Below are 23729 nucleotides of genomic sequence, written 5' to 3'. Positions count from 1 at the left end.
CCGAAGATTTATTTATAACCTCCCTTTCTCAAAATGAAGCATTAATATTAGCAGAATCATATGCAATTGATAATTGGAATGTTAATTTAGATAATTATGAAAATATTGAGAAAAAACAAGACAAGCAACCATCTGAAAGGATTGATCATACTTTTGTTTATGGTCTTCCGGAAATAAATAAGGATAAAATACAGTCTGCCAGTTTCATTGCGAACCCGGGATGTTTTGCTACAGCGATTAGCCTGGCGATTCTTCCATTGGCACAGGCAGGTTTATTGCTGGAAGACGTCCATGTGAATGCCGTAACTGGTGCAACCGGTGCTGGTACTTCGCTTTCTAAAACAACACATTTTACCTGGAGAGACAATAATTTTTCAGCTTATAAAAGTTTTGAGCATCAGCATTTGCAGGAAATCGGGCAGAGTCTAAAGCAGCTGCAGGAAAATCATAGTGCCGCCATCAATTTTATTCCGAATAGAGGAAATTTTTCAAGAGGTATTCATGCAACGGCATACACAAAATTTGAAGGTAACCTAGAAGAGGCAAAATTGATGTATTCCGAATTCTATAAAAATGCCGCGTTTACTTTCATTACTGAAGAGGAATTGCACTTAAAACAAGTGGTGAATTCTAATAAGTGCCTGTTGAGGTTGCAAAAATTTGATGATAAATTATTGATCACAAGTGTGATCGATAATCTACTGAAAGGTGCTTCAGGACAGGCTGTTCAAAACATGAATCTAATGTTTGGTTTTGAAGAGAAAACAGGTTTAAATCTAAAGGCAAGTTATTTCTAAAAGTAAAGTGTTGGAGGATGTTATTTATTACATAAGAATGATTGATAATTAAAGCGATATGAAAATAGCAATTATAGGTGCAGGGAATCTGGGTGTTTCCATTGCAAAAGGCCTCATATTTAGTAATGCGTTTACCACGCTATACCTAAGTAAAAGAAAGATCGAAGATATCCTGGATTTTGAAGAATATGCAAAAGTTCATGTAACTTCCGATAATCTTGAAGCAGTAAAAAATTCTGACATTCTGATCTTTGCCGTTCAGCCCACGCAGTTTGAACGCATTCTTGAGGAGATCAAAGATGAACTTACAGATAAGCATGTTTTAATCTCAACAGTTACTGGCTTTAAGATTCCCAGGATCGAAGCTATCATTGGTCAGGATCATTACATTATCAGGTCAATGCCTAATACGGCGATCGCTGTTGGGAAATCCATGACCTGTTTGTGTAGTAATGAAGCAGGTGAAAAAAGGATTAAGATCGCAGAAGCTATTTTTAACAGACTGGGAACAAGTATTATCATTCCCGAGAACAAAATGCAGGCAGCAACGGTAATTTGTGCCAGTGGTGTTGCTTTCTGGATGCGTTTAATACGTGCGACCACTCAGGGAGCTGTACAACTTGGTTTTGATGCGAAAGATGCGCAGGAGCTTTCTATGCAAACCTGCCTGGGAGCTGCCAGTCTTTTGATAGAATCCGGTAAACATCCGGAAGAAGAGATCGACAAGGTTACCACTCCAAGAGGCTGCACCATAGAAGGGCTTAACGAGATGGAGCATAACGGCCTGAGCTCTTCGCTCATTAAAGGAATACAAGCCTCTTTTAAAAAGATTAATACAATATCAGACCAGTAATTATGGAGTTATTTGATGTTTACCCGTTATACGATATCACCCCGGAAAAGGGTGATGGTTGCTATGTTTATGATGAAAGTGGCAGGAAATACCTGGATCTTTATGGAGGTCACGCGGTCATCTCGATTGGTCATGCGCATCCAAACTATTTACAAGCCATACAAACTCAGGTGGCGAAACTTGGGTTTTATTCCAATTCCATCAAAAATCCCCTGCAAAATGAACTTGCTGGTAAACTGGAAGAAATTTCTGGAATCAGGGATTATGCGCTGTTCTTATGTAGCTCTGGAGCTGAAGCTAATGAAAATGCACTAAAAGTCGCTTCTTTCCATACGGGCAAGGACAGGATCATATATTTCGAGAATGCTTTTCACGGTAGAACTTCTGGCGTAGTGGCGATTACCGATAATGAAACCATCAAAGCACCATTTAATAAAGGTCATAAGGCTACCCGATTAGCATTTAATAATATAGCTGCATTAGAGACTGAATTCAAGAAAGGGGATGTTGCAGCGGTTATTTTTGAAGTGATCCAGGGTGTTGGCGGACTTAATGAAGCAGACTCCGGTTTCTATAAGGCCGCAGCCGATATTTGTAAGGAGTACAATGTCATGCTAATCGTAGATGAGGTACAGTCTGGTTATGGCAGAACAGGTGATTTCTTTGCTTTTCAGAAACATGGAATCAGGCCTGATATTATTAGTATGGCCAAAGGAATGGGGAATGGTTTTCCTGTGGGCGCAATTTTGATCGATAATAAAATTACTCCTCGCTACGGAATGCTGGGTACGACTTTCGGCGGAAATCATCTCGCCTGTGCTGCGGCGATTTCAGTTTTGGATACTATTAAAGAAGAAAACCTGATGCAGAATGCTGCTGAAGTTTCAGAATATATCCGGGAGGAAGCAGCTAAGATTTCAGAAATAAAAAAGATAAAAGGTCGTGGTTTGATGATAGGACTGGAGTTTGACTTTGAGATCGCTGCACTTCGGAAGGAACTATTATTTGACTTCCAAATATTTACCGGGGCATCATCCAATAAAAAACTACTCCGAATCCTACCACCATTAACTATTCAGAAAGAACATTTTCAGGTCTTTTTTGAAGCTTTACGGCAAGCATTGATAAATCAAAAAATAAGCTCTGAAACTTCCTAAGGAGCACTTCAGAAAAATAATTATATCGTCCATAAACTTCGGTTTTCAGAAAAAATATAAGAATGAAAAACTATATAAACCTATCAGATATTGAGGATCTTAAAGCTTTGATTCACGACGCACGAGCCATGAAATCGAATCCTTCAGAAGACAAACCTGGAAAAGGTAAGACTCTGGGGATGTTATTCTTCAATCCAAGTCTTCGTACCCGTCTAAGCACTGAAAAAGCTGCCAGATTACTGGGTATGGATGTGATGGTCATGAATGCTGACAAAGATGGTTGGGCCTTGGAATTTGAGGATGGTGCGATTATGGATTCAGACAAGGCAGAACATATAAAAGAAGCAGCTGCGGTACTTTCACAATATTGCGATATCATCGCGGTAAGAGCATTTCCAGGCCTTAAAGACAGGGAAAAGGATGAAACTGAAGTGGTGATGAATAGTTTTAAACAGTACGCTTCAGTTCCCATAGTGAATCTGGAAAGCGCTACTGGCCACCCGTTGCAGGCTTTAACAGATGCGATCACCATTCAGGAATTAAGTGGGAAATCCCGACCAAAGGTGGTATTGACCTGGGCTCCCCATCCAAAGGCCTTACCACAATCTGTAGCGAATTCTTTTACTGAAGTTATGCAGAAAATGGAAGTTGATCTTGTGATCGCTAATCCTGAAGGATATGATCTGGATCCAAAAATTCGAAAAGACGTTCGTGTTGAACATGATCAGCAAAAAGCATTTGAGGACGCCGACTTTGTGTATGTCAAAAACTGGAGTAGTTACGAAAAATACGGTCAGGTACTCGAGTTGGAAGAAAACTGGACCGTAGATCAGGCTAAATTAAAAAATACCAATACTGCAAAAGTGATGCATTGTCTTCCTGTAAGGAGAAATGTCGTAATTGCTGACGATATCCTGGATAGTGATAATTCCATTGTGATCCAGCAGGCGAATAACAGAACCTATGCAGCCCAGGCGGTGTTAAAAAAATTATTGGAATGCTCGAAATAGTTCACAATCCGGCGACAGATGTTCTTAATGTCATTAAGATAGGAGGGAAGCTCATAGAAAACAAGGAGCTGCTCGATTCTTTCCTGAAAGATTTTGTTCAGCTGAAAGGTCCTAAAATTCTTGTACACGGAGGTGGAAATAAGGCTACTGAAGTCGCAGGGAAATTAGGCTTTAAAACTCAGATGGTAGATGGCAGAAGAATTACGGATAAGGATTCTATGGAGGTGATCACGATGGTTTATGGCGGACTTTTAAACAAAAGTATCGTTGCACAATTGCAGGGAAATAAACAAAACGCGATCGGACTTTGCGGAGCAGACGTTAACGTATTAATTTCCAGAAAACGTGAAGTTAAAGATATCGATTACGGCCTGGTTGGAGATGTGGTAAAAGTGAATACTGCATTTATCAAATCACTTTTAAAGCAGGAGATCGTGCCCGTATTTTCAGCGATCTCTTCTACGGAAGATGGAGTTTTGCTGAATACTAATGGAGATTCGGTCGCCTCAGAAATAGCGATTGCCATGAGCAATATCTATACAACCCAGCTTTTTTACTGTTCAGAAAAGAAAGGAGTTCTAAAGAATATGGATGATGATACTTCAGTAATTGCTGAATTGAATTCAGATAAGTATCAGCAATTGAAAGCTTCGAAAGTGATCACAGATGGAATGTTGCCAAAACTTCATAATTGCTTTGAAGCCATTAATAGGGGTGTTTCAACCGTCTATTTAGGAGATGCTGAACTTTTGAAAAAGGGTGCAACACATACAAAGATTGTGAGCTAATGCAGATCAAAGAACTTCAGAAGGAAGCATTGCAACTATTGCAGAACCTCATCAGGACCCAGTCTTTTTCAGGGGAAGAAGATAAAACTGCAGACTGGCTTGAACGATGGTTTACAGACCACAATATTCCGTATCAGCGAAGCCTCAATAATGTCTGGGCGACCAGTAAGCATTTCGACGATACAAAACCAAACCTGTTGCTCAATTCACATCATGACACGGTAAAACCAAATTCAGCTTACACCAGAGATCCTTTCGAGGCAAAGATTGAGAATGGTAAATTGTATGGTCTTGGAAGCAATGATGCCGGGGGCTGCCTTGTTTCTCTATTGGCTACATTCACGTATCTTTATTCTGATGAGATTTTAGGTTATAATATCATTTTCGCCGGAACCGCGGAAGAAGAGATTAACGGAAAGAATGGTATTGCAGCACTATTACCAAAATTACCGAGGATAGATGTTGCCATTGTCGGGGAACCAACCCTGATGAATCTTGCAGTAGCTGAAAAAGGTCTTATCGTTTTCGATGCCGTAGTAAAAGGAACTCCTTCCCATGCGGCTCATCCAAATACTGATAACTCGATCTATAAAACTGCGAAAGTTCTTAACTGGTTCGAAAATTTTAAATTAGAGAGAGTTTCTGAAAGTCTGGGAAAAGTGAAAGTGACGGTCACGCAAATCAAGGCTGGAAGTCAGCATAATGTAGTGCCCGCTAAGACGCATTTGGTGATCGATGTTAGGGTAAACGATAAATATAGCAATGCAGAGATCGAGCAGATTTTAAAAGAAAAAGCGCCAGTAGATGAAATCACTGCGAGAAGTTTAAGATTAAAATCGTCTTCGATCCCAATAGATCATGACCTAGTTAAGGCAGGAATTGAAATTGGGATGGAAACTTATGGCTCGCCAACACTTTCAGACCAGGCGATGTTAAGCTGTCCTTCCCTTAAATTAGGACCGGGAGATTCTACAAGATCACATTCGGCTGATGAATTTATTTATGTAAAGGAGATCGAAGAAGGTATTGAAAAGTATATAAAGTTGCTTGAGAAAGCTCTTAGGAAATAATATCACTGAAATTGTTGCGCGGAGCCTGTCAAAGTGCGGCAAGATCAGTGCAGCAATGGTAATAATGTTAGGCTGAAATTGTTCAACTTCTCATAAGATCTTGAATTAAGAAATTCAGCGAAGTCAAACCAGTTCAGGATAACGGATAATAAAATAAAAACTATGAAACTCTGGGATAAAGGCATTTCAATAGATAAGCAGATCGAGAAATTTACCGTGGGAAACGATCGTGAACTCGATATGCATCTAGCTAAATATGATATACAGGCGTCCACAGCACACGCTAAAATGCTTGGGAAAGTAGGGATTCTGGAAGTACAGGAAGTAGATTTATTAGTTTCAGAATTGGAGCTATTGAACCACCAACTCGAAAACGGTGAATTTAAGATCGAGGAAGATTTTGAGGATGTGCATTCCAAAATCGAATACGAACTTACTTCCAAACTGGGAGATACTGGAAAAAAGATTCATACGGCCCGATCAAGGAACGACCAGGTTTTAGTGGCTCAGCAATTATATTTTAAAGAAAACCTGCTGGAGATTTCTGCAAAGACCAGGAATTTGATCGATGTTCTTTTAAACCTTGCAGAGGAACATAAAGAAAAACTACTTCCCGGGTATACCCATCTACAGGTGGCGATGCCTTCCTCGTTTGGTTTATGGTTTTCAGCATACGCAGAATTATTAATTGATGATCTATACTTACTCGATGCCGGGTTAAAGATCGTGGATCAAAATCCGCTGGGTTCTGCTGCCGGATATGGCTCTTCATTTCCTATAGACAGGGAATTTACCACCAGGGAACTCGGCTTTGCAACCCAGAAGTATAATGTCGTAGCGGCCCAGATGAGTAGGGGGAAATGTGAGCGAACGGTTACTTCCAATATCTCATCTCTTGCAAACACACTTTCCAGGTTCGCTATGGATATTTGTTTGTATATGAGTCAGAACTTTTATTTTATCACTTTTCCAGATGAATTGACAACCGGTTCCAGTATCATGCCGCACAAGAAAAATCCTGATGTTTTTGAACTGGTTAGAGGAAAATGCAATAAGCTGCAGGCGATCGCAAATGAAATGATCCTGATCACTAATAATCTCCCAAGTGGATATCACAGGGATTTTCAGCTTATTAAAGAGAATAGTATTTATGCGGTAGAAAATATCAAAGAAATTCTGGACGTTTTCACTTATTCTATCAGCAAGATCATTGTAAAAAATATCGATATCAGGGATGAGAAATATAAATATCTGTTTACCGTAGATAGTATCAACGAACTCGTGATAGGAGGTAAGTCATTTCGGGATGCATACCAGATCATTGGAGAGCAGGTCCAAAATGATACTTATGAAGCTATCAAAGGCATGCAGCATACTCATTCCGGTAGTAAGGATAATCTTTCATTAAATATGATCAGGACAAAATTGCAACAGTTATAAAACGACATGCCTCCTGGAAAACTAAATTTCCAGGAGGCTATTGTCTACAAACATGAACTAAAATTTAAATAATGGTCGTTTGACCTAAACTCAGATTTTCCTTATTTACAATATGATTTTCAGTGTCACTAATAACGCTTTCCAGAAAATCTCCAACCCTTTCGGTCGAATAATGGTTATCTTTATTAATATCTATAGTACAAACATTTAGTTTCAGGCTGAGATCTACCGCCATCCTAACCGTTTCAGCTTCGGTTTTAAGTCCTAAATGATCCAGTAGCATCGCAGCAGAAAGTACAGAAGCTACAGGATTTGCTATTCCCTGCCCGGCCGCCTGAGGATAAGATCCATGTATGGGTTCAAAAAGTGCATTTTCATTTCCTACGGAAGCAGATTCCAACAGGCCAATACTACCACCAATAACACTCGCTTCGTCTGAAATAATATCACCAAACATATTTTCGGTTAGGATTACATCGAATTGTCTGGGATTCAGGATCATTTGCATGGCTGCGTTATCCACGAATAAGTAGTCCACTGCTACTTCAGGGTACTCCTTAGCGATTTTAGTAACCGTTTTTCGCCATAAACGAGATGTTTCCAGCACATTAGCTTTATCTACCAGCGTTAATTTGTTCCTCCTTGTTTCCGCAGCTTTAAAAGCGAGATGAGCTACGCGTTCAATTTCTTCTACTGAATAAGTGCAAAGATCTGAAGCGCTTTGACCATCTTCTGATGTGCTTTTCTCACCAAAATATATTCCGCCTGTAAGTTCTCTGAAAATGATCATATCTGCTCCTTCAATATTTTCTCTTTTAAGCGGAGATTGGTGTAAAAGGCTTTCGTGAGCTTTTACGGGTCTAATGTTAGCGAAAAGACCTAGTTCTTTTCTTAGTCGCAACAGGCCCTGTTCCGGCCTCACTTTCGCCGAAGGATCATTGTCATATTTAGGATCACCAATCGCCCCAAAAAGCACAGCGTCAGATTTTTTACAGAGTTCCAGTGTTGTCTCAGGCAAAGGATCCCCCAACTTATCAATTGCTACCGCGCCAACTTCAGCTTCTTCAAAATTGAACTCATGATCAAATCTATCTGCAACAGCCTTCAGCACTTTTACTGACTGCTGTGTTATTTCAGGACCAATCCCGTCTCCGGGAAGTACAGCTATATTAAATTTCATACACTATTTTTATAAGGTTTCCTGTGGTACAGGTTCTATGTCTTTACGTTTCTGCTCAAATTTCTCAATAGCTTGCAGCTTACTTGTTAGAAAATCTATATCATCGTAACCATTGATCAGGCAGGTTTTTTTGTAGGGATCTATGTCAAAATGTTCTTTTTCAGCAGAACCTTCAATTTTTATAAATTGATTCTGAAGATCTATGATGAATTTTTCTTCCGGATCTTTCTCTACTGAAATAAACAGCTTATGAAGAAAATCTGGACTTACCTGAACTGGCAGAAGTCCGTTATTCAAAGCATTACCCTTAAAAATATCTGCAAAGTAACTGGACACAACAGCTTTAAAACCGTAAGCTTTTATGGCCCAGGCGGCATGTTCACGACTTGATCCACATCCAAAATTATTTCCAGCGATCAAGATGGAACCTGAAAACTTATCCTGGTTTAATACAAAATCTTCATTTGGATCTCCATTTTTATCGAAACGCCAGTCCTTAAAAAGATTTTCGCCAAAACCTGCTTTGTCTGTCGCTTTTAGAAAACGGGCAGGAATGATCTGGTCTGTGTCCACATTTTCGTCATCCAAAGGAACGGCGGTATCTGTAAGTGTTATAAATTTCTCCATTAGTTCAATGTTAGCGTATAATCTGAAATCTTTCCTGAAATAGCAGTCGCTGCGGCGGTCAGTGGACTTGCCAGAATTGTTCTGGAACCGGGTCCCTGCCTTCCTTCAAAATTTCTATTACTGGTAGATACACAATATTCTCCTTCAGGGATCTTGTCATCGTTCATTGCCAGACATGCTGAGCATCCTGGTTGTCTTAAAGTAAAACCGGCTTCTTCAAAAACCTTGTCCAGTCCTTCTTCTTTGATCTGTATGGCTACCTGTCGACTTCCGGGAACGATCAATGCATTTACATTTTCTGCTTTCTTTTTTCCTTTGATATAAGAGGCCGCAACTCTAAAATCTTCAATTCTGGAATTCGTACAACTACCAATAAAAATATAATTAATAGGTTTATCCAGTAAAATCTCGCCCGGCTTGAAATTCATATAGGCTAAAGCCTTGGCATCGCTTTTATTTCCTTCCACAGGAATGCTGCCGGTGAGTTTAATTCCCATTCCCGGGTTTGTTCCATAGGTAATCATGGGTTCAATGTCTTCAGCTTCAAACGAATATTCCTGGTCAAACTCTGCTTCCGGATCAGTTTTCAATGTTTCCCAGTAAGCGGTCATTTTATCAAATTCAGCGCCTTTAGGAGCAAATTCTCTGCCTTCCACGTAATCTATCGTGGTTTGATCTGGAGCAATAAGGCCACCACGCGCTCCCATTTCTATACTCATATTACAAACCGTCATCCGGCCTTCCATAGACATTTCTTCAAACACTTCTCCCGCGTACTCACAAAAGTAACCGGTACCTGAATTTGTTCCCAGTTTACTGATTATGTACAGGATTACATCCTTAGGTAAAACTCCCTTCTTCAGTTTACCATTCACATTAACCCGAAGCTTTTTTGGTTTTTCTACCAGTAGACACTGGCTTGCAAAAACCTGAGTTACCTGGCTGGTTCCTATTCCGAAGGCAATCGTTCCAAAAGCGCCATGAGTAGAAGTATGGCTGTCACCGCAAACTATGGTCATGCCAGGTTGAGTGAGTCCCAGCTCCGGAGCCATTACATGAACGATCCCATTATAAGGATGTCCCAGGCCATAAAGCGTAATATTGTTCTCTTCACAGTTCTGACTCAGCTCTTTTAGTTGCTTCCGGGATAAAAGATCCCTGACCGGTAAATGCTGATCCTGGGTTGGCGTATTATGATCTGCCGTAGCCACGATCTGTTCCGGCCGAAATACGGGGATGTTTCTTTCCTTCAACTCGTTAAATGCCTGAGGACTGGTCACTTCATGTATCAAATGTTTATCGATATACAAGATGTCCGGCCCATTAGGAATGCTTTCCACAACATGCGAATCCCAAATTTTATCAAATAATGTTTTCTTCATAACAAATCAGGCAATTGCTCGTGAACTCTTTTTGAAGATATCCATGATCGTATGAATATCAGTGTCTGCCACCTGTTTCTTAGCATCTGCAAAGCTTAAAAACTCTAAGTAAACATGATCCAGCTCTATTTTTGTTAGATCATAACCCATTTTCTTGGCTTTGTAAGCAAGCGCCGCTCTGCCACTACGGGCAGTTAATACAATAGCCGACTCGGTGACCCCGACATCGGCTGGATTAATGATTTCGTATGTTTCTCTATTCTTGATGACTCCATCCTGGTGTATTCCAGAACTATGCGCAAACGCATTAGCACCCACGATGGCTTTGTTTGGTTGTACGAACATACCCATCTCTCTCGAGACCATATTACTGGTGTCGTATAGCAATTGCGGATTAACATCTGTATTCAAATCAAGATATGGATGTTGTCTTAAGATCATGACGACCTCCTCCAAAGCTGTATTCCCAGCACGTTCTCCAATCCCATTGATGGTACATTCTATCTGCCTGGCTCCATTGGTAATACCGGCAATTGCATTGGCAGTAGCCAGTCCAAGATCATTATGACAATGGCAGGAGATGATCACATTTTCGATCCCAACCACATTTTCTTTTAAGTATTTTATCTTTCTGCCATATTCTTCCGGTAGGCAATAACCTGTAGTATCTGGAATATTTATTACGGTAGCACCGCTTTTAACGGCTTCGGTACAAACTTTTGCCAGGAATTCGTTTTCAGTCCTTCCAGCATCTTCCGCATAGAATTCAACATCGTCTACGAAGCTTTTAGCATAAGCTACGGCTTCACCAGCTCTTTCAATGATCTCTGGACGACTGGACTTGAACTTATATTTTATATGAGAATCTGAAGTTCCAATCCCTGTATGGATTCTGGGCTTTCGGGCATATTTGAGCGCATCTGCAGCAACTTTGATGTCGTTTTTTACGGCGCGGGTAAGTCCGCAAACCGTTGCATTTTTTACGAGTTTTGAGATTTCGGTAACAGATTGAAAGTCACCAGGACTTGAAACCGGGAAGCCTGCTTCAATAACATCAACACCAAGTTCATCGAGTCGTGCAGCGATCTTCTTCTTCTGTTCCGTATTCAATTTGCAGCCGGGGACTTGTTCTCCGTCCCTCAATGTAGTGTCAAAAATTTCTACCTTTTCAGTACGCATGTGAGATTTATTTTGCTTTATCTTTAACTAATGTATCAGTCTCACTACAAGTTTTCTGGTCATAGTCCCAACATGTTACAGTAATTAAAACAAAGTAAAAAGTATATAACTAACTGAATTACAATTAACTAGTAAACCTGCTTTTACAATGACCAATGATCTAACCGAAAACCTGTTTTCTTTAATCAAATCCTTATCTGCTTCAGAAAAAAGACAGTTTTCGCTTTATGTTGGAAGAATTGGGGTGAATTCAGATTCAAAATTTCTGAATTTATATAAAGTAATCTCAAAACAGAAAAAATATAATGAAGCTGAAATTCTTGAAAATACCAGTATTACGAAGCTTCAGCTTTCCAACGTCAAAACGCATCTTTACAAGCAGCTTTTAATTTCTCTAAGACTGAATCCAGCACACCAGAGTATTCCCGTTCAAATTCGGGAACAATTGGATTTCGCCTATATTTTGTATCACAAAGGTTTATATAAGCAGAGCTTAAAGTTGCTGGAAAAAGTGAAATTACTGGCACTAAATTTTGAAGAGAAGAACCTTGCTTACGAAGTTTTGGAACTGGAAAAGATCATCGAGTCGCAATATATCACCCGGAGTATGAATAACAGGGCAGATATTCTTATTCGTCAAACCCGGGAGATCAGCGCGCTAAATTCACTATGGGGAGACCTATCAAATCTTTCTCTGGAACTATATGCAATATTTTTGAAACAGGGATACTGTCGTACAGAAGAAGAAGCCATTTCCATTAAGCAATATTTTAAAAAGCAACTTCCCAATTATACATTTTCTGAACTTGGTTTCAGAGAGAAATTATGGGTTTATAAATCCCATATGTGGTATAGTTTTCTAATTCAGGATTTTCTGGGCTGTTACCGCTATTCGATGAAATGGAAAGAACTTTTCGTAGAATATGATCATATGATCCCCGTGCATCCTGTTTCTTATCTAAAAGGAAATCATTACCTGTTGGAATCTTTGTTTTATTTGAATCATACAGAGCTTTTTGAAAAGACTTTGATCCAATTAGAAAGTTCCTTACGAGATGCACAGATCCCACATAATGATAATATTGCGGCACTTTCTTTTCTCTACATCTATTCCAATAAATTGAATTTAAAGTTTATGAAAGGTGAGTTTGGAGATAACCAGGAGCTCGTCAAAAAGATTACGGATAAGATCACAAAATTCAAGGGCAGGCTGGATGAGCACCACATCATGGTATTCTACTACAAGATCGCCTGTTTGTACTTTGGGGATGGGGATAATAAGAAATGTATCGCTTTTCTTAAAAAGATCATCACTAATAAATCACTGGGAATGCGGGAAGATCTTATGTGTTTCTCTCGAATTCTTAATCTTGTAGCACATTATGAGGCCGGGCTCGATTATCATCTGGATCATCTTGTGAAATCCACCTACAAGTTTCTTATTAGAATGAACGATCTGCATGAGGTTCAGAAGGAAATGATCAAATTTCTACGAAAGCTACCGGATGTTTCGCCACTGGATATCAGGGACGAATTCAAAAAACTACATGCTGTTCTCAAAGTTTTTGAGCAACATCCTTATGAGAGAAGAGCTTTTTTATATCTGGATATCATTAGCTGGCTGGAAAGTAATATTGAAAATGTTCCGGTAAAAACTATCATTCAGCAAAAAACTGCCGCATCTTCGCGTTAAATTCAGATATGACCGCACCAAAGTCTACCAATATTTCGAATATTCTAATGCTCAACCTGGCGGTGTTGCTTATAAGCACATCTGGAGCCTTAGGTCGTTATATCACATTAGATCCCATAATCACCATTTTCTATCGCTGTGTTTTGGCAGCTGTTATATTTTATATGTACTGCCAATGGCAAAGAATAAGCCTAAAGATTGCTTCGAAAAAGGATGTTCTAAAAGTTATTTCTGGCGGACTGCTTATGGGAGCGCACTGGGTAACCTATTTCTATTCCCTGAAATATTCCAGCGTTGCCATCGCCTTGTTATCTTTATTTACATATCCGGTCATCACTGCGTTTCTGGAACCACTATTATTCAAAACCCGATTCAATAAGATCCATGTCGCCCTGGGATTTTTAGTGCTGTTCGGTGTGTATTTTCTAAGTCCCGATTTCGATCTGGAGAATAACTCCTTTATCGCCGTACTCTTCGGAATTGCATCTGCAGTATTTTATTCTCTTCGGAATTTACTAATGAAAAAAGAGATCGAACGTTATAATGGTTCCACATTAATGTTTTACCAGATACTGGTGGTCGCTTTAGTACTGTCTCCTGCTTTCTTTTATTCTGAAGTTGATAAAGTTCTGGAACAATGGAAACCACTGCTTACGCTTGCTTTGCTTACAACCTGTATTGGGCATACCTTATTTCTGAAGAGCTTTAAGAATTTTAGCATAACTGCGGCGAGTATCATGAGTAGTATACAACCTGTTTATGGAATCGCGCTTGGCGCTATCTTTCTAAATGAGATCCCTTCAGCAAAAACCATGATTGGTGGTTCACTCATTATAAGTGCCGTTATTATAGAAAGTCTTAGTTCACTTAGAAGTAAAAATTAATATTTCAGGATTAAAAAAAGCCACTGCAATAAGTGGCTTTCGATTTTATTGAATTTGAGTTAATTTAAAACTTCTTTAAAAGTATCTCCCTGTCTAATATCTCCGGTTCTGTATCCGCGCATAAACCAGGCTTTACGTTGCTCTGAAGTTCCATGAGTAAACGAATCTGGATTTACTCTTCCACTGGTTCGTTTCTGTATTGCGTCATCACCAACAGCATTCGCGGCACTCAGCGCTTCTTCGATATCTCCTTCACTCAAATACTGCTGATTCTCCTTCGTCCATACTCCTGCATAAAAATCGGCTTGGAGCTCAAGCGCTACAGATAGTTCGTTAGCTTCAGTCTGACTCGATTGCCGCTGAAGATTACGAACTTTTCCAGCCGTTCCCATCAAATGTTGGACATGGTGACCTACTTCATGAGCCATAACATAGGCAACCGCGTAGTCACCACCTTTGGCACCAAATCTTTGTCTCAACTGATCGAAAAAAGTAAGGTCCATGTAGATTTTCTGGTCAGCAGGGCAGTAGAAAGGTCCGCTTGCAGAAGATGCACCACCACAAGCTGTTTGTACAGCATCGCTAAAAAGCACAAGACCAGGTTCCTGGTAATTCATATTATTTTCAGCAAAAATATCGTTCCAAACATCTTCAGTATCGGCAAGTACAGTAGCGACAAATTCTCCCATCTCCTTTTCTTCCGCAGTAAGTTCACGGGACTCAGTCTGGGAACCGCCAGATCCTTCCAGTTGTTGTAAAACTGAAACATCACCATCGCTAAGAATAAACTGCGCAATAACGAAAATTACACCTATAATTCCACCACCGGCAATTAATTTACCTTTACCAGAGGAACCTCTGCGATCCTCTACATTCCCGCTTTGTCTACGACCTTGCCATTTCATATTTAGATATTTTGGTTAAAAATAGTAAAAAGGCAGAATGTAAATTCTAATTATTTCATAATTGCATCCCAGATAGGATCTTTTGGAGGAGGAGCTGTGATATGAATCTCCTCTTTTTTCACGGGATGTATAAACCTGAGTTCTCTGGAATGAAGATGGATACTGGCATCCTGGTTGCTACGATCAAAACCATATTTAAGATCTCCTTTTATAGGGCTTCCAATTGCAGATAACTGACTCCTGATCTGGTGATGTCTACCCGTGTGAAGGGCTATCTCCAGTACATAATAACGATCGAGTTCTTTAATCAATTTGTAGTCAAGGACTGCTTTTTTAGAATCTGGAACTTCATTTTTATGAGCATAGGATTTATTCTGTTTGGAATTCCTTTTCATAAAATGAATAAGCTCATCACTTTCTCTTGGCGGTTTTTCTTTGACCACGGCCCAATATGTCTTCTTCGCATCCTTATCCTGAAATAATTTATTGAGTCTTGGAAGTGCTTTGGAAGTTTTTGAAAATAGTACGATGCCGCTGGTAGGTCTATCAAGCCTGTGAACAACCCCTAAATAAACATTTCCTGGCTTGTTATATTTTTCTTTGATATAGCTTTTGACCACTTCAGAAAGTGGTTTGTCACCTGTTTTATCTCCCTGGACAATATCACCCGGTCTTTTGTTGACGATAATAATATGATTATCCTCGTGAAGCACCTGCAAATTATCCTTTGTGGAAATTATTTTATCTGAACTCAATAGTTAAGTTTTGTAAAGAATTAGAACGATCCAATCAATCGATCAATACTATATTTTAAGTCTAATATTGTTCATCATCTGAAGGAAATGCGCTGCTTTTCACATCATCTCTGTAATTCTGAAAAGCTTTGGTCATTTCTCCATGAAGATCTGCATATCTTCTAAGGAATCTTGGATTAAACTCGTGGGTCATACCAAGCATATCGTGAACAACCAATACCTGACCATCCACACCATTACCGGCTCCAATCCCAATCACCGGGATGGTTAGACTTGCAGCAACTTCTTTGGCTAGTTTGGCAGGCACTTTTTCAAGAACAATAGCAAAACATCCAATTTTTTCAAGCATCAGGGCATCAGCCTTCAGTTTTTCTGCTTCCTGTTCTTCTTTTGCACGAACCGTATAAGTTCCAAATTTATAGATGGATTGTGGTGTTAGTCCGAGATGTCCCATTACTGGTATTCCCGCATGCATGATCCTTTTGATACTTTCTTTAACTTCTTTTCCACCTTCAAGCTTTACTGCATGTCCACCACTTTCTTTCATGATCCTTATTGCAGAGCGCAAAGCCTCCTTAGGATCACTCTGGTAACTTCCAAACGGAAGATCCACAACCACCAGGGCACGATTGATTGCTCTTACAACGCTGGTTGCATGATAGATCATCTGGTCCAGGGTAATAGGAAGGGTGGTCTCATGACCCGCCATTACATTACTTGCAGAATCACCTACCAAAATCACATCGATACCGGCGCCATCCACGATCTGAGCCATGGTGAAATCGTATGCTGTAAGCATGCTGATCTTCTCACCGTTCGACTTCATATCTACCAGTGATTTTGTTGTTATTCTCTTGTACTGTTTTTTGGCAACCGACATTCGCGTAAATTTTAATTTCAGTAAAAGTAGTAAATTCGTGGAGCACTGTCAATAATCCACGACTTATGAAAAACTTAATGTTTCTGGCGTTTATTTTTATTTGCGTCAATAGCCATGCACAATCGAACAATCCAAAGCAATTGGTGTTCGATTTTTTCGAGGCTTTTCATGAGCAGGATACCGTAAAGCTTAAAACTTTTGCTACGGAATCACTTCAGCTGAAATCTGTAAGTATGAATTCTGAAGGTAAAACAACTATCAGTACTTCAGCTTATTCAGAATTTGTAAAAAGTATTGCCTCCATTCCGAAGAATGTGAAATTTGAAGAAAAAATATACGAGTATAGAATAGAAGAAAACGGACTGCTGGCGACAGTCACAACGCCTTATACCTTTTTTTTTAATGGTGAGAAATCACACTGCGGCATCAACGTTTTCAATATGGTGAAGATGGAAGGTGACTGGAAGATCATATTTCTAATGGATTCCCGGACCAAGCAGCATTGCAACTAAATATCCTTTACGCATCGAAAACCAGTATGCTCCAAGCCAGTATCTGGAACCGAACTCATTCTCGCCGCAACACGATAGCCGCTGCAATAACTTTCAGCACATAAAAAGGAACCACCGCGTATCACTTTTTCCTGCTCCATGTTGTAGTAGTGTTTAAAATATCCATCCTTCATTTCAGAAGTTCTGGAGTAAGCATCGGGATGATAGGTGTCCAGACACCATTCCCACACGTTTCCTGTAGTTTCATACAAGCCAAAGTCATTTGCAGGAAAGCTTTTTACAGGTGCCATCTTTTCAAAATTATCCTCTACAGTATTCTTTTTTGGAAATTCACCCTGGTAAAAATTCGCATGTTGTGCGGCAATATCAAAATCATTTCCCCAATGGTAAGTAAGAGAATCTCGACCTGCGCTATTAAAATACTCGAATTCAGCTTCTGTTGGTAGCCTTTTACCGGCCCATTTAGCATATGCCATTGCATCATACCAGGAAACCTGCACCACAGGATAGTTCTCCTTACCTTCAATAGAAGAATCGGGACCCTGGGGATGTTTCCAGTTCGCACCTTTTACAAATTTCCACCACCATTCGGGGTTATAGGGATCAAAAACCAACGCTCCTGGTTCGTAGGTATTTCCTTTGAGCTCAAAACTTCTCTCTGCAGTTGTAACATAACCGGTAGCTTCAACGAATTGAGCAAATTCGGCATTGGTAACTTCAGTTTTATCTACATAAATAGGTTTGATCTCCACTTTATGAACTGGTAATTCATTTTGCTTAGCCTCTTCAGATTTTCCACCCATCAAATATTCTCCACCATCAAGTTTGATCATGTTTTCGGTAGAGGAGGAGTCGGCTCTGCTTTTGATATAGGAAATCTCCTTAAGATATTGTTTATGATAATCTGAAACCTTACGGGTTTCAGGAGGTTCTACTGCCTGGATGGGGCCATTTGATTCTTCTTCTTTACACGATGTAAATAGAAGACTTGATATTAAGAATAAGAAGATGAATTTTTTCACGCTTGTCCTGATGAATGAGTTTCAAATATAAACATAAAAAAACCGGAAAATAAATGCTTTTAGTATACGGTTTTACACCAACATGCACATTCAAAGCAATAGACTTTTACAAGCCACTTGCGAGACGTCGTCCCTGTTCGCAGTTGGAAATATTTTTCCAGGCTTCTTTTATAATTCATACGACCTCAAGAATTTTATTTCTTTAATTTCAGAAGTAAGGAAAATTAAGAGTAGAGACTTTAGGTTTACTAATTGGAGAGACTCAGAGGGAGTATAAAAAGCAGTACCATAGAATTATTCATACTGTGCATTAACATTGGCCAGATTAGGCCGTGATTCTCCAATTTTATTTTTCCGAAGAAAAAGCCTGCGATGATACGAGGAAAGATCATAATGAATAATATCAGGTCAATTTGAAAAGTGTCTACATAATTAAAAATGTGAACAAAACCGAAAATGATAGCACCTAGGATCCAGTTGATCAAATAATATCGATGTAGCCAGTAACAGGTCTTTCTAAATATATGTTCCGGGATTAACTCCCCCAGGGCATAAAAGGCAAGCAGTAAGGTCCCGCCGAGGACACCGTATTTGAGACTCCAATGCGCTTCTTCCGGGATTAGTGCGATACCAATCATAAATAGAACACAGCATAAAAAGAATTTGAGGCTAAATTCTGTAGGTTTCAGTAAACTTCGGAATATACCTTCTTCGATGACCGGAGCGAAAATGGCCGCCATAAAAGCAAATTTCCACGGTTGTGTTTTTAATAATTCGAAGATCTCGGTTTGCTGATATTTATCGTAATCAAAAGATGGAAATGTAGATTGAAAAGCAGCCAGTAGTATGAAAAAAAGGAAATAGCAACCCAGCATCTTTCCGAAATTAGTGAGCAGGTTGAAAATTTTAAACCTCAGGCTGGCTTCTGGCGGCATTTATAGTAACATTTGAGTCTGCAATATAAGAAGAGCAACTACGGAAATAAATTTTATAAAGTAAAATAAGCTCAATGTTCATTGCTACTCTGAAAACTTTATGAATAGATTAAGGCTCATCAAAAAGCTTAGATTTTCGTGTTTTTTATCTTTAAGAAAAATAGGATTATGAAGTTTTTTATAAATGAAGCAGATCAGGTTGTAAATGAGGGAATAGAAGGATTGCTCACCAATCCTAAGCTTACCAGACTGGATAATTTCCCTGAGGTTCGTGTAGTTCTGCGGAAGGATTGGGATAAATCGAAAGTAGCAATTATTTCTGGCGGTGGATCTGGTCATGAACCAACTCATGCTGGATTTGTTGGGAAGGGAATGCTTACGGCAGCGGTATGTGGTGATATTTTTGCTTCTCCCTCGGTAGATGCAGTGCTTTCAGCAATTATAGCGACGGCAGGAGATAAAGGTTGTCTTTTGGTAATCAAGAACTATACAGGAGACAGACTTAATTTTGGTCTTGCAGCAGAGCAGGCCAGGGAAATGGGTTATAAAGTTGAAACAATCATCGTAGGAGATGATGTAGCTTTGGGAGAAGATACAGAACAAAGAGGATTAGCCGGAACCCTTTTCGTGCATAAATCGGCTGGATATTTATCTGAAGAAGGAAAGTCTCTTGAAGAGATTTTAGAGCTAGTGAGAAGAGTTGCGCAAAATTCTTATTCCATTGGTCTTTCGTTAGAGGAAGGACAGAAATTCCAGGGAAAAGAAGATTCTCGTTTAGATGAATCTGAAGCTGAACTGGGTCTTGGAATTCACGGGGAACCAGGAGTTGATAAAATAGATGTGGCAAAAGCTGATGAGCTTATGAATACCGCTGTGAACAAGCTTCAGGAATATACAAGCGGAGCTGAGTATGCGCTTATTTTAAATAATCTTGGAAGTGTAACTCCGGTTGAAATGAATGTATTACTGAATTCTTTCAGCAAAACTTCAATGGCGAAGAATGTAAAACTGCTGGTAGGCCCCGGAAGTTTTATGACATCATTGAACATGAAAGGTTTTTCCATTTCTGTCGTGAAACTGAATGAAGAGATTAGTGAAGCTTTACTGGCAACCTGTGATCCAGCATCCTGGTTTATTAGCGAATTTGGAAAAGCCAGCTCCATTAAAAGTCCGGAACTTCCGGAAACGCTTCCATTTGAATCTTCGGAAAATGCCAGCACTAAGAAGTTGCTTAAGGAAATTGCTGAAGAATTGATCGACATGAAAGATGAGATCAATGCTCTGGATGAAAAAGTAGGAGATGGTGATGCTGGTTCTACCTTTGCCAGTGCTGGTAATAATGTACTGGAAGTTATTGACAGGTTGCCATATGCTAAAAACTGGGAACTATTTATAAGTATAGGAAGAATATTTTCCAGAGAAATAGGAGGATCTAGCGGTGTACTTTTTTCACTCTTATTTACCAGAGCTGGAAACGCATTGAAAGAAAATGATGACCTGGGAAAAGCTCTATTAAGCGGACTGGATAAAATGAAAGATTACGGTGGCGCGAAACAAGGAGAGCGTACGATGATTGATGCCCTGCAACCAGCTTTTGAAGCGATCGCAAATGGTGAGAGTATGGAGAAGGTAAAGTCGGCTGCACGAAAAGGTGCAGATGCCACTAAAGAAATCACCAATACTAAATTTGGTAGATCTTCTTATCTATCAGAAGATAGTTTGAAAAATGTTCCAGATCCGGGAGCAGAAGTCGTTGCCAGAGTTTTCGAAAAACTGGCAGCTATTAAATAATTGAAGTTAAAGTGATAACCCACCTTGAAATATAATATAATCAGGGTGGGTTTTATATTAAATATTAGCAATCACTAAGGCTTACTTTTACTGCAAGACCACCTTCAGAAGTTTCTTTATACTTTTTATTCATATCCTTTGCGGTTTCCCACATCGTCTCGATCACTTTATCCAGTGGAACCTTGGCGCGACTTGCATCACTTTCCATAGCAATTTCAGCAGCATTGATTGCTTTGATCGCCCCCATGGCATTTCTTTCGATACATGGAACCTGTACTAAACCAGCGATTGGGTCACAGGTTAAACCCAGATGATGTTCCATGGCAATCTCACTGGCCATTAAAACCTGTTCCGGGGTTCCTCCCATCAATTCGGTAAGGCCACCAGCTGCCATTGCTGAGGAAACTCCAATCTCAGCCTGGCAACCGCCCATCGCTGCAGAAATGGTAGCTCCTTTTTTGAAAAGGCTTCCTACTTCGCCGGCAACCAACATAAATCTTTTGATATCCTCGTAGGTAGCATCGTGATTTTCGATACAGAGGTAATACATTAAAACAGCTGGCACAGTTCCCGCACTACCGTTAGTGGGTGCAGTTACGACTCTTCCCAGGGATGCATTAACTTCATTTACACTTAAAGCAAAGCAGGTAACCCATTTAAGGATCTGGCGGAATTTCACTTCGGTTTGTCGAATGGCGGGAATCCAGTCCTCTACATTAGTATAGGAAGTATCACCAATTAAACGCTGATGCATTTCAAAAGCGCGTCGTTTCACGTTAAGACCACCGGGAAGTGTTCCTTCAGTATGACATCCAATATACATGGACTCCAGCATTACATTCCAGATCTGTTTGAAGTTTTCATCGATCTCTTCGTCTGTACGCAGAGAACGTTCATTTTCAAGTACAATTTCTGATATGGTTTTATTTTCCTGTTTACAAAATGCCAATAATTCAGTTGCCTTTTCAATGGAGAAAGGGAAATTCTGAAAATTCTTCATTTTCTTGCTGGCGTTCTTACGTTCTTTTTTAACCACGAATCCGCCTCCAATGGAATAAAACGAAGAAGAAGTTTTCTTGCCATTGAATAGACATGCTCGAAATGTCATTCCGTTAGGGTGAAATTCGAGAAACTTTCTATTGAATTTTATATTTTCTGTGATAGAGAATTCTATTTCTCGTTCTCCATTTAATAATAATCTGCCGGTTTCACGAACATTGCTAATTTCGGAATCAAGGATCTCGATATCCATAGTAACAGGATCATGTCCCAGCAATCCCAGAACCGTAGCAATATCTGTGGCGTGACCTTTCCCGGTGAGACTTAAAGATCCATAGAGATCTACATGAATCTTCTCCACCTGGTCGAACCTTTCTTTAGACTTTAATTCAGCGATCCAGCGTTGTGCTGCGCGCCATGGTCCAAGAGTATGAGAACTGGATGGACCAACGCCCACCTTCAGCATATCAAAAACACTAATGCATTCGATTTTTCGCATTCAGATAATATTATTTGAGCACAAAAGTAAGGAATTGATAATGCTGCCCATATATAATTGCGAAAATTATATTCCGAAGGAATCAAGAGAGAATAAGTCATTAATGACAGGGTTAAATTTTAAAAATGACAGTCTGTCATAAGAAAAGCGCTGGCATAATGATTGACTTCAAGTGAGTGTAAAATTGATAAACTAACATAAAACAAGTTATATAGTTATGAGTAAAATAATTGGAATTGACTTGGGTACCACTAACTCCTGCGTTGCCGTAATGGAAGGTAGTGAGCCAACAGTGATACCTAATGCCGAAGGAAAAAGAACAACACCATCTGTAATTGCATTTGTAGAAGGTGGAGAAATAAAGGTAGGTGACCCTGCAAAGCGTCAGGCGGTGACTAACCCTACTAAAACAGTTGCTTCTATTAAAAGATTTATGGGGAACAAATTCTCTGAATCTGAAAGAGAAGCGGGTAGAGTACCTTATAAGGTAACTAAAGGTGATAATGATACTCCACGTGTGGATATTGATGGTCGTCTTTATACTCCGCAGGAACTTTCAGCAATGGTGCTTCAGAAAATGAAGAAAACTGCTGAGGATTATCTTGGACATGATGTAACGGAAGCTGTAATTACGGTGCCTGCATACTTTAATGATTCTCAACGTCACGCAACGAAAGAAGCTGGTGAGATCGCAGGTCTTAAAGTAAGAAGAATTATAAACGAACCAACCGCTGCAGCACTTGCCTACGGATTGGATAAAAAATCTCAGGATCAGAAGATCGCTGTGTATGACCTTGGTGGTGGTACATTTGATATCTCTATTCTTGAACTAGGTGATGGAGTATTTGAAGTACTATCTACTAACGGTGATACTCACCTTGGAGGAGATGACTTTGACGAAGTATTGATCGACTACCTGGCTGATAGCTTCCAGAAAGCAGAAGATATTGACCTTAGAAAAGATCCAATGGCACTTCAACGTTTGAAGGAAGCTGCTGAGAAAGCGAAGATCGAATTATCATCTTCTACTCAAACAGAAATCAACCTTCCATACGTAACTGCAACTTCTAGTGGACCAAAACACCTTGTAGAAACTATTACAAGATCTAAGTTCGAGCAATTAGCTTCTGAACTTGTTACAAGATCTATGGAGCCGGTGAAAAAGGCACTTAGCGATGCAGGTCTTTCCAAGAGCGATATTGATGAGGTAATTCTTGTTGGTGGATCAACTCGTATTCCTAAGATTCAGGAAGAAGTTGAAGCTTTCTTCGGAAAAAAACCTTCTAAAGGTGTAAATCCAGATGAGGTTGTGGCAATTGGTGCTGCTATCCAGGGTGGTGTACTTACAGGAGATGTAAAAGATGTATTGCT

At 39.7% G+C, this 23729-nt stretch carries 22 protein-coding genes; 12 read left to right on the top strand and 10 right to left on the bottom strand.

The features are described from left to right. From QZ620_RS07330 to argH, 7 genes are all read left to right on the top strand, one after another. A partial coding sequence (locus tag QZ620_RS07330) for an Asd/ArgC dimerization domain-containing protein (RefSeq protein ID WP_295180349.1) occupies positions 1–797 on the top strand: 797 nt, incomplete at its 5' end. Positions 798–855: 58 nt separating this feature from the next. After that, positions 856–1650, top strand: a complete 795-nt coding sequence (gene proC / locus QZ620_RS07325; protein WP_295180348.1) for a pyrroline-5-carboxylate reductase — start codon at positions 856–858, stop codon at positions 1648–1650. 2 nt (positions 1651–1652) lie between these two features. Beyond that, entirely contained in the window at positions 1653–2807 is a 1155-nt protein-coding gene (locus tag QZ620_RS07320; protein WP_295180347.1) for an aminotransferase class III-fold pyridoxal phosphate-dependent enzyme, read from the top strand. A gap of 62 nt (positions 2808–2869) precedes the next feature. Continuing rightward, complete coding sequence (locus QZ620_RS07315; protein ID WP_295180346.1) at positions 2870–3817, top strand: N-acetylornithine carbamoyltransferase; 948 nt, start codon at positions 2870–2872, stop codon at positions 3815–3817. After that, the gene (gene argB / locus QZ620_RS07310; RefSeq protein ID WP_295180345.1) at positions 3805–4605 is read left to right on the top strand and encodes an acetylglutamate kinase; all 801 of its coding nucleotides are present in this window, start codon (positions 3805–3807) and stop codon (positions 4603–4605) included. The genes QZ620_RS07315 and argB overlap by 13 nt, the downstream gene beginning before the upstream one ends. Continuing rightward, positions 4605–5675 (top strand): M20 family metallo-hydrolase, encoded by a 1071-nt coding sequence (locus tag QZ620_RS07305; RefSeq protein ID WP_295180344.1) that lies wholly within the window; start codon positions 4605–4607, stop codon positions 5673–5675. The genes argB and QZ620_RS07305 overlap by 1 nt, the downstream gene beginning before the upstream one ends. Positions 5676–5837: 162 nt before the next feature. Further along, complete coding sequence (gene argH, locus QZ620_RS07300; RefSeq protein WP_295180343.1) at positions 5838–7115, top strand: argininosuccinate lyase; 1278 nt, start codon at positions 5838–5840, stop codon at positions 7113–7115. Between the two features lie 64 nt (positions 7116–7179). Here the strand turns inward: argH and leuB are convergent, their stop codons facing one another. Genes leuB through QZ620_RS07280 form a run of 4 tightly spaced genes read right to left on the bottom strand, consistent with a single transcriptional unit; the run spans position 7180 to position 11483 of the window. Then, positions 7180–8295 (bottom strand): 3-isopropylmalate dehydrogenase, encoded by a 1116-nt coding sequence (gene leuB / locus QZ620_RS07295; RefSeq protein ID WP_295180342.1) that lies wholly within the window; start codon positions 8293–8295, stop codon positions 7180–7182. A 9-nt stretch (positions 8296–8304) separates the two neighbouring features. Then, on the bottom strand, positions 8305–8922 hold the full coding sequence (gene leuD / locus QZ620_RS07290) for a 3-isopropylmalate dehydratase small subunit (protein WP_295180341.1): 618 nt from the start codon (positions 8920–8922) through the stop codon (positions 8305–8307). Beyond that, a complete protein-coding gene (leuC, locus tag QZ620_RS07285; protein WP_295180340.1) occupies positions 8922–10304 on the bottom strand; it encodes a 3-isopropylmalate dehydratase large subunit in 1383 nt (460 codons plus the stop codon). The genes leuD and leuC overlap by 1 nt, the downstream gene beginning before the upstream one ends. Before the next feature lie 6 nt (positions 10305–10310). Then, a complete protein-coding gene (locus QZ620_RS07280; protein WP_295180339.1) occupies positions 10311–11483 on the bottom strand; it encodes a 2-isopropylmalate synthase in 1173 nt (390 codons plus the stop codon). Positions 11484–11631: 148 nt separating this feature from the next. Here QZ620_RS07280 and QZ620_RS07275 point away from each other — a divergent pair, with 148 nt between their 5' ends. Both QZ620_RS07275 and QZ620_RS07270 read left to right on the top strand, forming a co-directional pair. Continuing rightward, positions 11632–13176 (top strand): hypothetical protein, encoded by a 1545-nt coding sequence (locus QZ620_RS07275; protein ID WP_295180338.1) that lies wholly within the window; start codon positions 11632–11634, stop codon positions 13174–13176. Between the two features lie 8 nt (positions 13177–13184). Beyond that, entirely contained in the window at positions 13185–14060 is an 876-nt protein-coding gene (locus QZ620_RS07270) for a DMT family transporter (RefSeq protein WP_295180337.1), read from the top strand. A 59-nt stretch (positions 14061–14119) separates the two neighbouring features. Here the strand turns inward: QZ620_RS07270 and QZ620_RS07265 are convergent, their stop codons facing one another. From QZ620_RS07265 to panB, 3 genes are all read right to left on the bottom strand, one after another. Next, on the bottom strand, positions 14120–14965 hold the full coding sequence (locus QZ620_RS07265) for a neutral zinc metallopeptidase (protein WP_295180336.1): 846 nt from the start codon (positions 14963–14965) through the stop codon (positions 14120–14122). Between the two features lie 50 nt (positions 14966–15015). Then, positions 15016–15720 (bottom strand): RluA family pseudouridine synthase, encoded by a 705-nt coding sequence (locus tag QZ620_RS07260; RefSeq protein ID WP_295180335.1) that lies wholly within the window; start codon positions 15718–15720, stop codon positions 15016–15018. Positions 15721–15781: 61 nt separating this feature from the next. Further along, positions 15782–16600 carry a 3-methyl-2-oxobutanoate hydroxymethyltransferase gene (gene panB / locus QZ620_RS07255; RefSeq protein ID WP_141877328.1) on the bottom strand — a complete coding sequence of 273 codons (819 nt, stop codon included), beginning with the start codon at positions 16598–16600 and terminating at the stop codon, positions 15782–15784. 65 nt (positions 16601–16665) lie between these two features. Here panB and QZ620_RS07250 point away from each other — a divergent pair, with 65 nt between their 5' ends. Further along, positions 16666–17112 carry a nuclear transport factor 2 family protein gene (locus QZ620_RS07250; protein WP_295180334.1) on the top strand — a complete coding sequence of 149 codons (447 nt, stop codon included), beginning with the start codon at positions 16666–16668 and terminating at the stop codon, positions 17110–17112. On the opposite strand, the gene QZ620_RS07245 is transcribed toward QZ620_RS07250, so the two are convergent. Together QZ620_RS07245 and QZ620_RS07240 are read right to left on the bottom strand one after the other, a co-directional pair. Beyond that, a complete protein-coding gene (locus QZ620_RS07245; RefSeq protein ID WP_295180333.1) occupies positions 17109–18134 on the bottom strand; it encodes a formylglycine-generating enzyme family protein in 1026 nt (341 codons plus the stop codon). The genes QZ620_RS07250 and QZ620_RS07245 overlap by 4 nt on opposite strands. Before the next feature lie 248 nt (positions 18135–18382). Further along, a complete protein-coding gene (locus tag QZ620_RS07240; protein ID WP_295180332.1) occupies positions 18383–19069 on the bottom strand; it encodes a CPBP family glutamic-type intramembrane protease in 687 nt (228 codons plus the stop codon). A 168-nt stretch (positions 19070–19237) separates the two neighbouring features. Between QZ620_RS07240 and QZ620_RS07235 the strand changes: the two genes are divergently transcribed. Continuing rightward, positions 19238–20860 carry a dihydroxyacetone kinase subunit DhaK gene (locus QZ620_RS07235; protein WP_295180331.1) on the top strand — a complete coding sequence of 541 codons (1623 nt, stop codon included), beginning with the start codon at positions 19238–19240 and terminating at the stop codon, positions 20858–20860. A 64-nt stretch (positions 20861–20924) separates the two neighbouring features. Here the strand turns inward: QZ620_RS07235 and QZ620_RS07230 are convergent, their stop codons facing one another. After that, positions 20925–22358 (bottom strand): L-serine ammonia-lyase, encoded by a 1434-nt coding sequence (locus QZ620_RS07230; protein ID WP_295180330.1) that lies wholly within the window; start codon positions 22356–22358, stop codon positions 20925–20927. Positions 22359–22575: 217 nt separating this feature from the next. Between QZ620_RS07230 and dnaK the strand changes: the two genes are divergently transcribed. Further along, positions 22576–23729 (top strand): molecular chaperone DnaK (gene dnaK / locus QZ620_RS07225; RefSeq protein ID WP_295180329.1); only part of this gene is annotated, 1154 nt, incomplete at its 3' end.

Origin of the sequence: uncultured Christiangramia sp. (assembly GCF_913046405.1) — a bacterium.
GTDB classification, from domain to species: Bacteria; Bacteroidota; Bacteroidia; order Flavobacteriales; family Flavobacteriaceae; genus Christiangramia; species Christiangramia marina.
This window is presented reverse-complemented; position numbering and strand designations above follow the sequence as displayed.

Coding starts and splice junctions, on each gene's coding strand:
- proC (WP_295180348.1), top strand. CDS start 856: ATGAAAATAGCAATTATAGGTGCAGGGAATCTGGGTGTTTCCATTGCA.
- QZ620_RS07320 (WP_295180347.1), top strand. CDS start 1,653: ATGGAGTTATTTGATGTTTACCCGTTATACGATATCACCCCGGAAAAG.
- QZ620_RS07315 (WP_295180346.1), top strand. CDS start 2,870: ATGAAAAACTATATAAACCTATCAGATATTGAGGATCTTAAAGCTTTG.
- argB (WP_295180345.1), top strand. CDS start 3,805: ATGCTCGAAATAGTTCACAATCCGGCGACAGATGTTCTTAATGTCATT.
- QZ620_RS07305 (WP_295180344.1), top strand. CDS start 4,605: ATGCAGATCAAAGAACTTCAGAAGGAAGCATTGCAACTATTGCAGAAC.
- argH (WP_295180343.1), top strand. CDS start 5,838: ATGAAACTCTGGGATAAAGGCATTTCAATAGATAAGCAGATCGAGAAA.
- leuB (WP_295180342.1), bottom strand. CDS start 8,295: ATGAAATTTAATATAGCTGTACTTCCCGGAGACGGGATTGGTCCTGAA.
- leuD (WP_295180341.1), bottom strand. CDS start 8,922: ATGGAGAAATTTATAACACTTACAGATACCGCCGTTCCTTTGGATGAC.
- leuC (WP_295180340.1), bottom strand. CDS start 10,304: ATGAAGAAAACATTATTTGATAAAATTTGGGATTCGCATGTTGTGGAA.
- QZ620_RS07280 (WP_295180339.1), bottom strand. CDS start 11,483: ATGCGTACTGAAAAGGTAGAAATTTTTGACACTACATTGAGGGACGGA.
- QZ620_RS07275 (WP_295180338.1), top strand. CDS start 11,632: ATGACCAATGATCTAACCGAAAACCTGTTTTCTTTAATCAAATCCTTA.
- QZ620_RS07270 (WP_295180337.1), top strand. CDS start 13,185: ATGACCGCACCAAAGTCTACCAATATTTCGAATATTCTAATGCTCAAC.
- QZ620_RS07265 (WP_295180336.1), bottom strand. CDS start 14,965: ATGAAATGGCAAGGTCGTAGACAAAGCGGGAATGTAGAGGATCGCAGA.
- panB (WP_141877328.1), bottom strand. CDS start 16,600: ATGTCGGTTGCCAAAAAACAGTACAAGAGAATAACAACAAAATCACTG.
- QZ620_RS07250 (WP_295180334.1), top strand. CDS start 16,666: ATGAAAAACTTAATGTTTCTGGCGTTTATTTTTATTTGCGTCAATAGC.
- QZ620_RS07240 (WP_295180332.1), bottom strand. CDS start 19,069: ATGCCGCCAGAAGCCAGCCTGAGGTTTAAAATTTTCAACCTGCTCACT.
- QZ620_RS07235 (WP_295180331.1), top strand. CDS start 19,238: ATGAAGTTTTTTATAAATGAAGCAGATCAGGTTGTAAATGAGGGAATA.
- QZ620_RS07230 (WP_295180330.1), bottom strand. CDS start 22,358: ATGCGAAAAATCGAATGCATTAGTGTTTTTGATATGCTGAAGGTGGGC.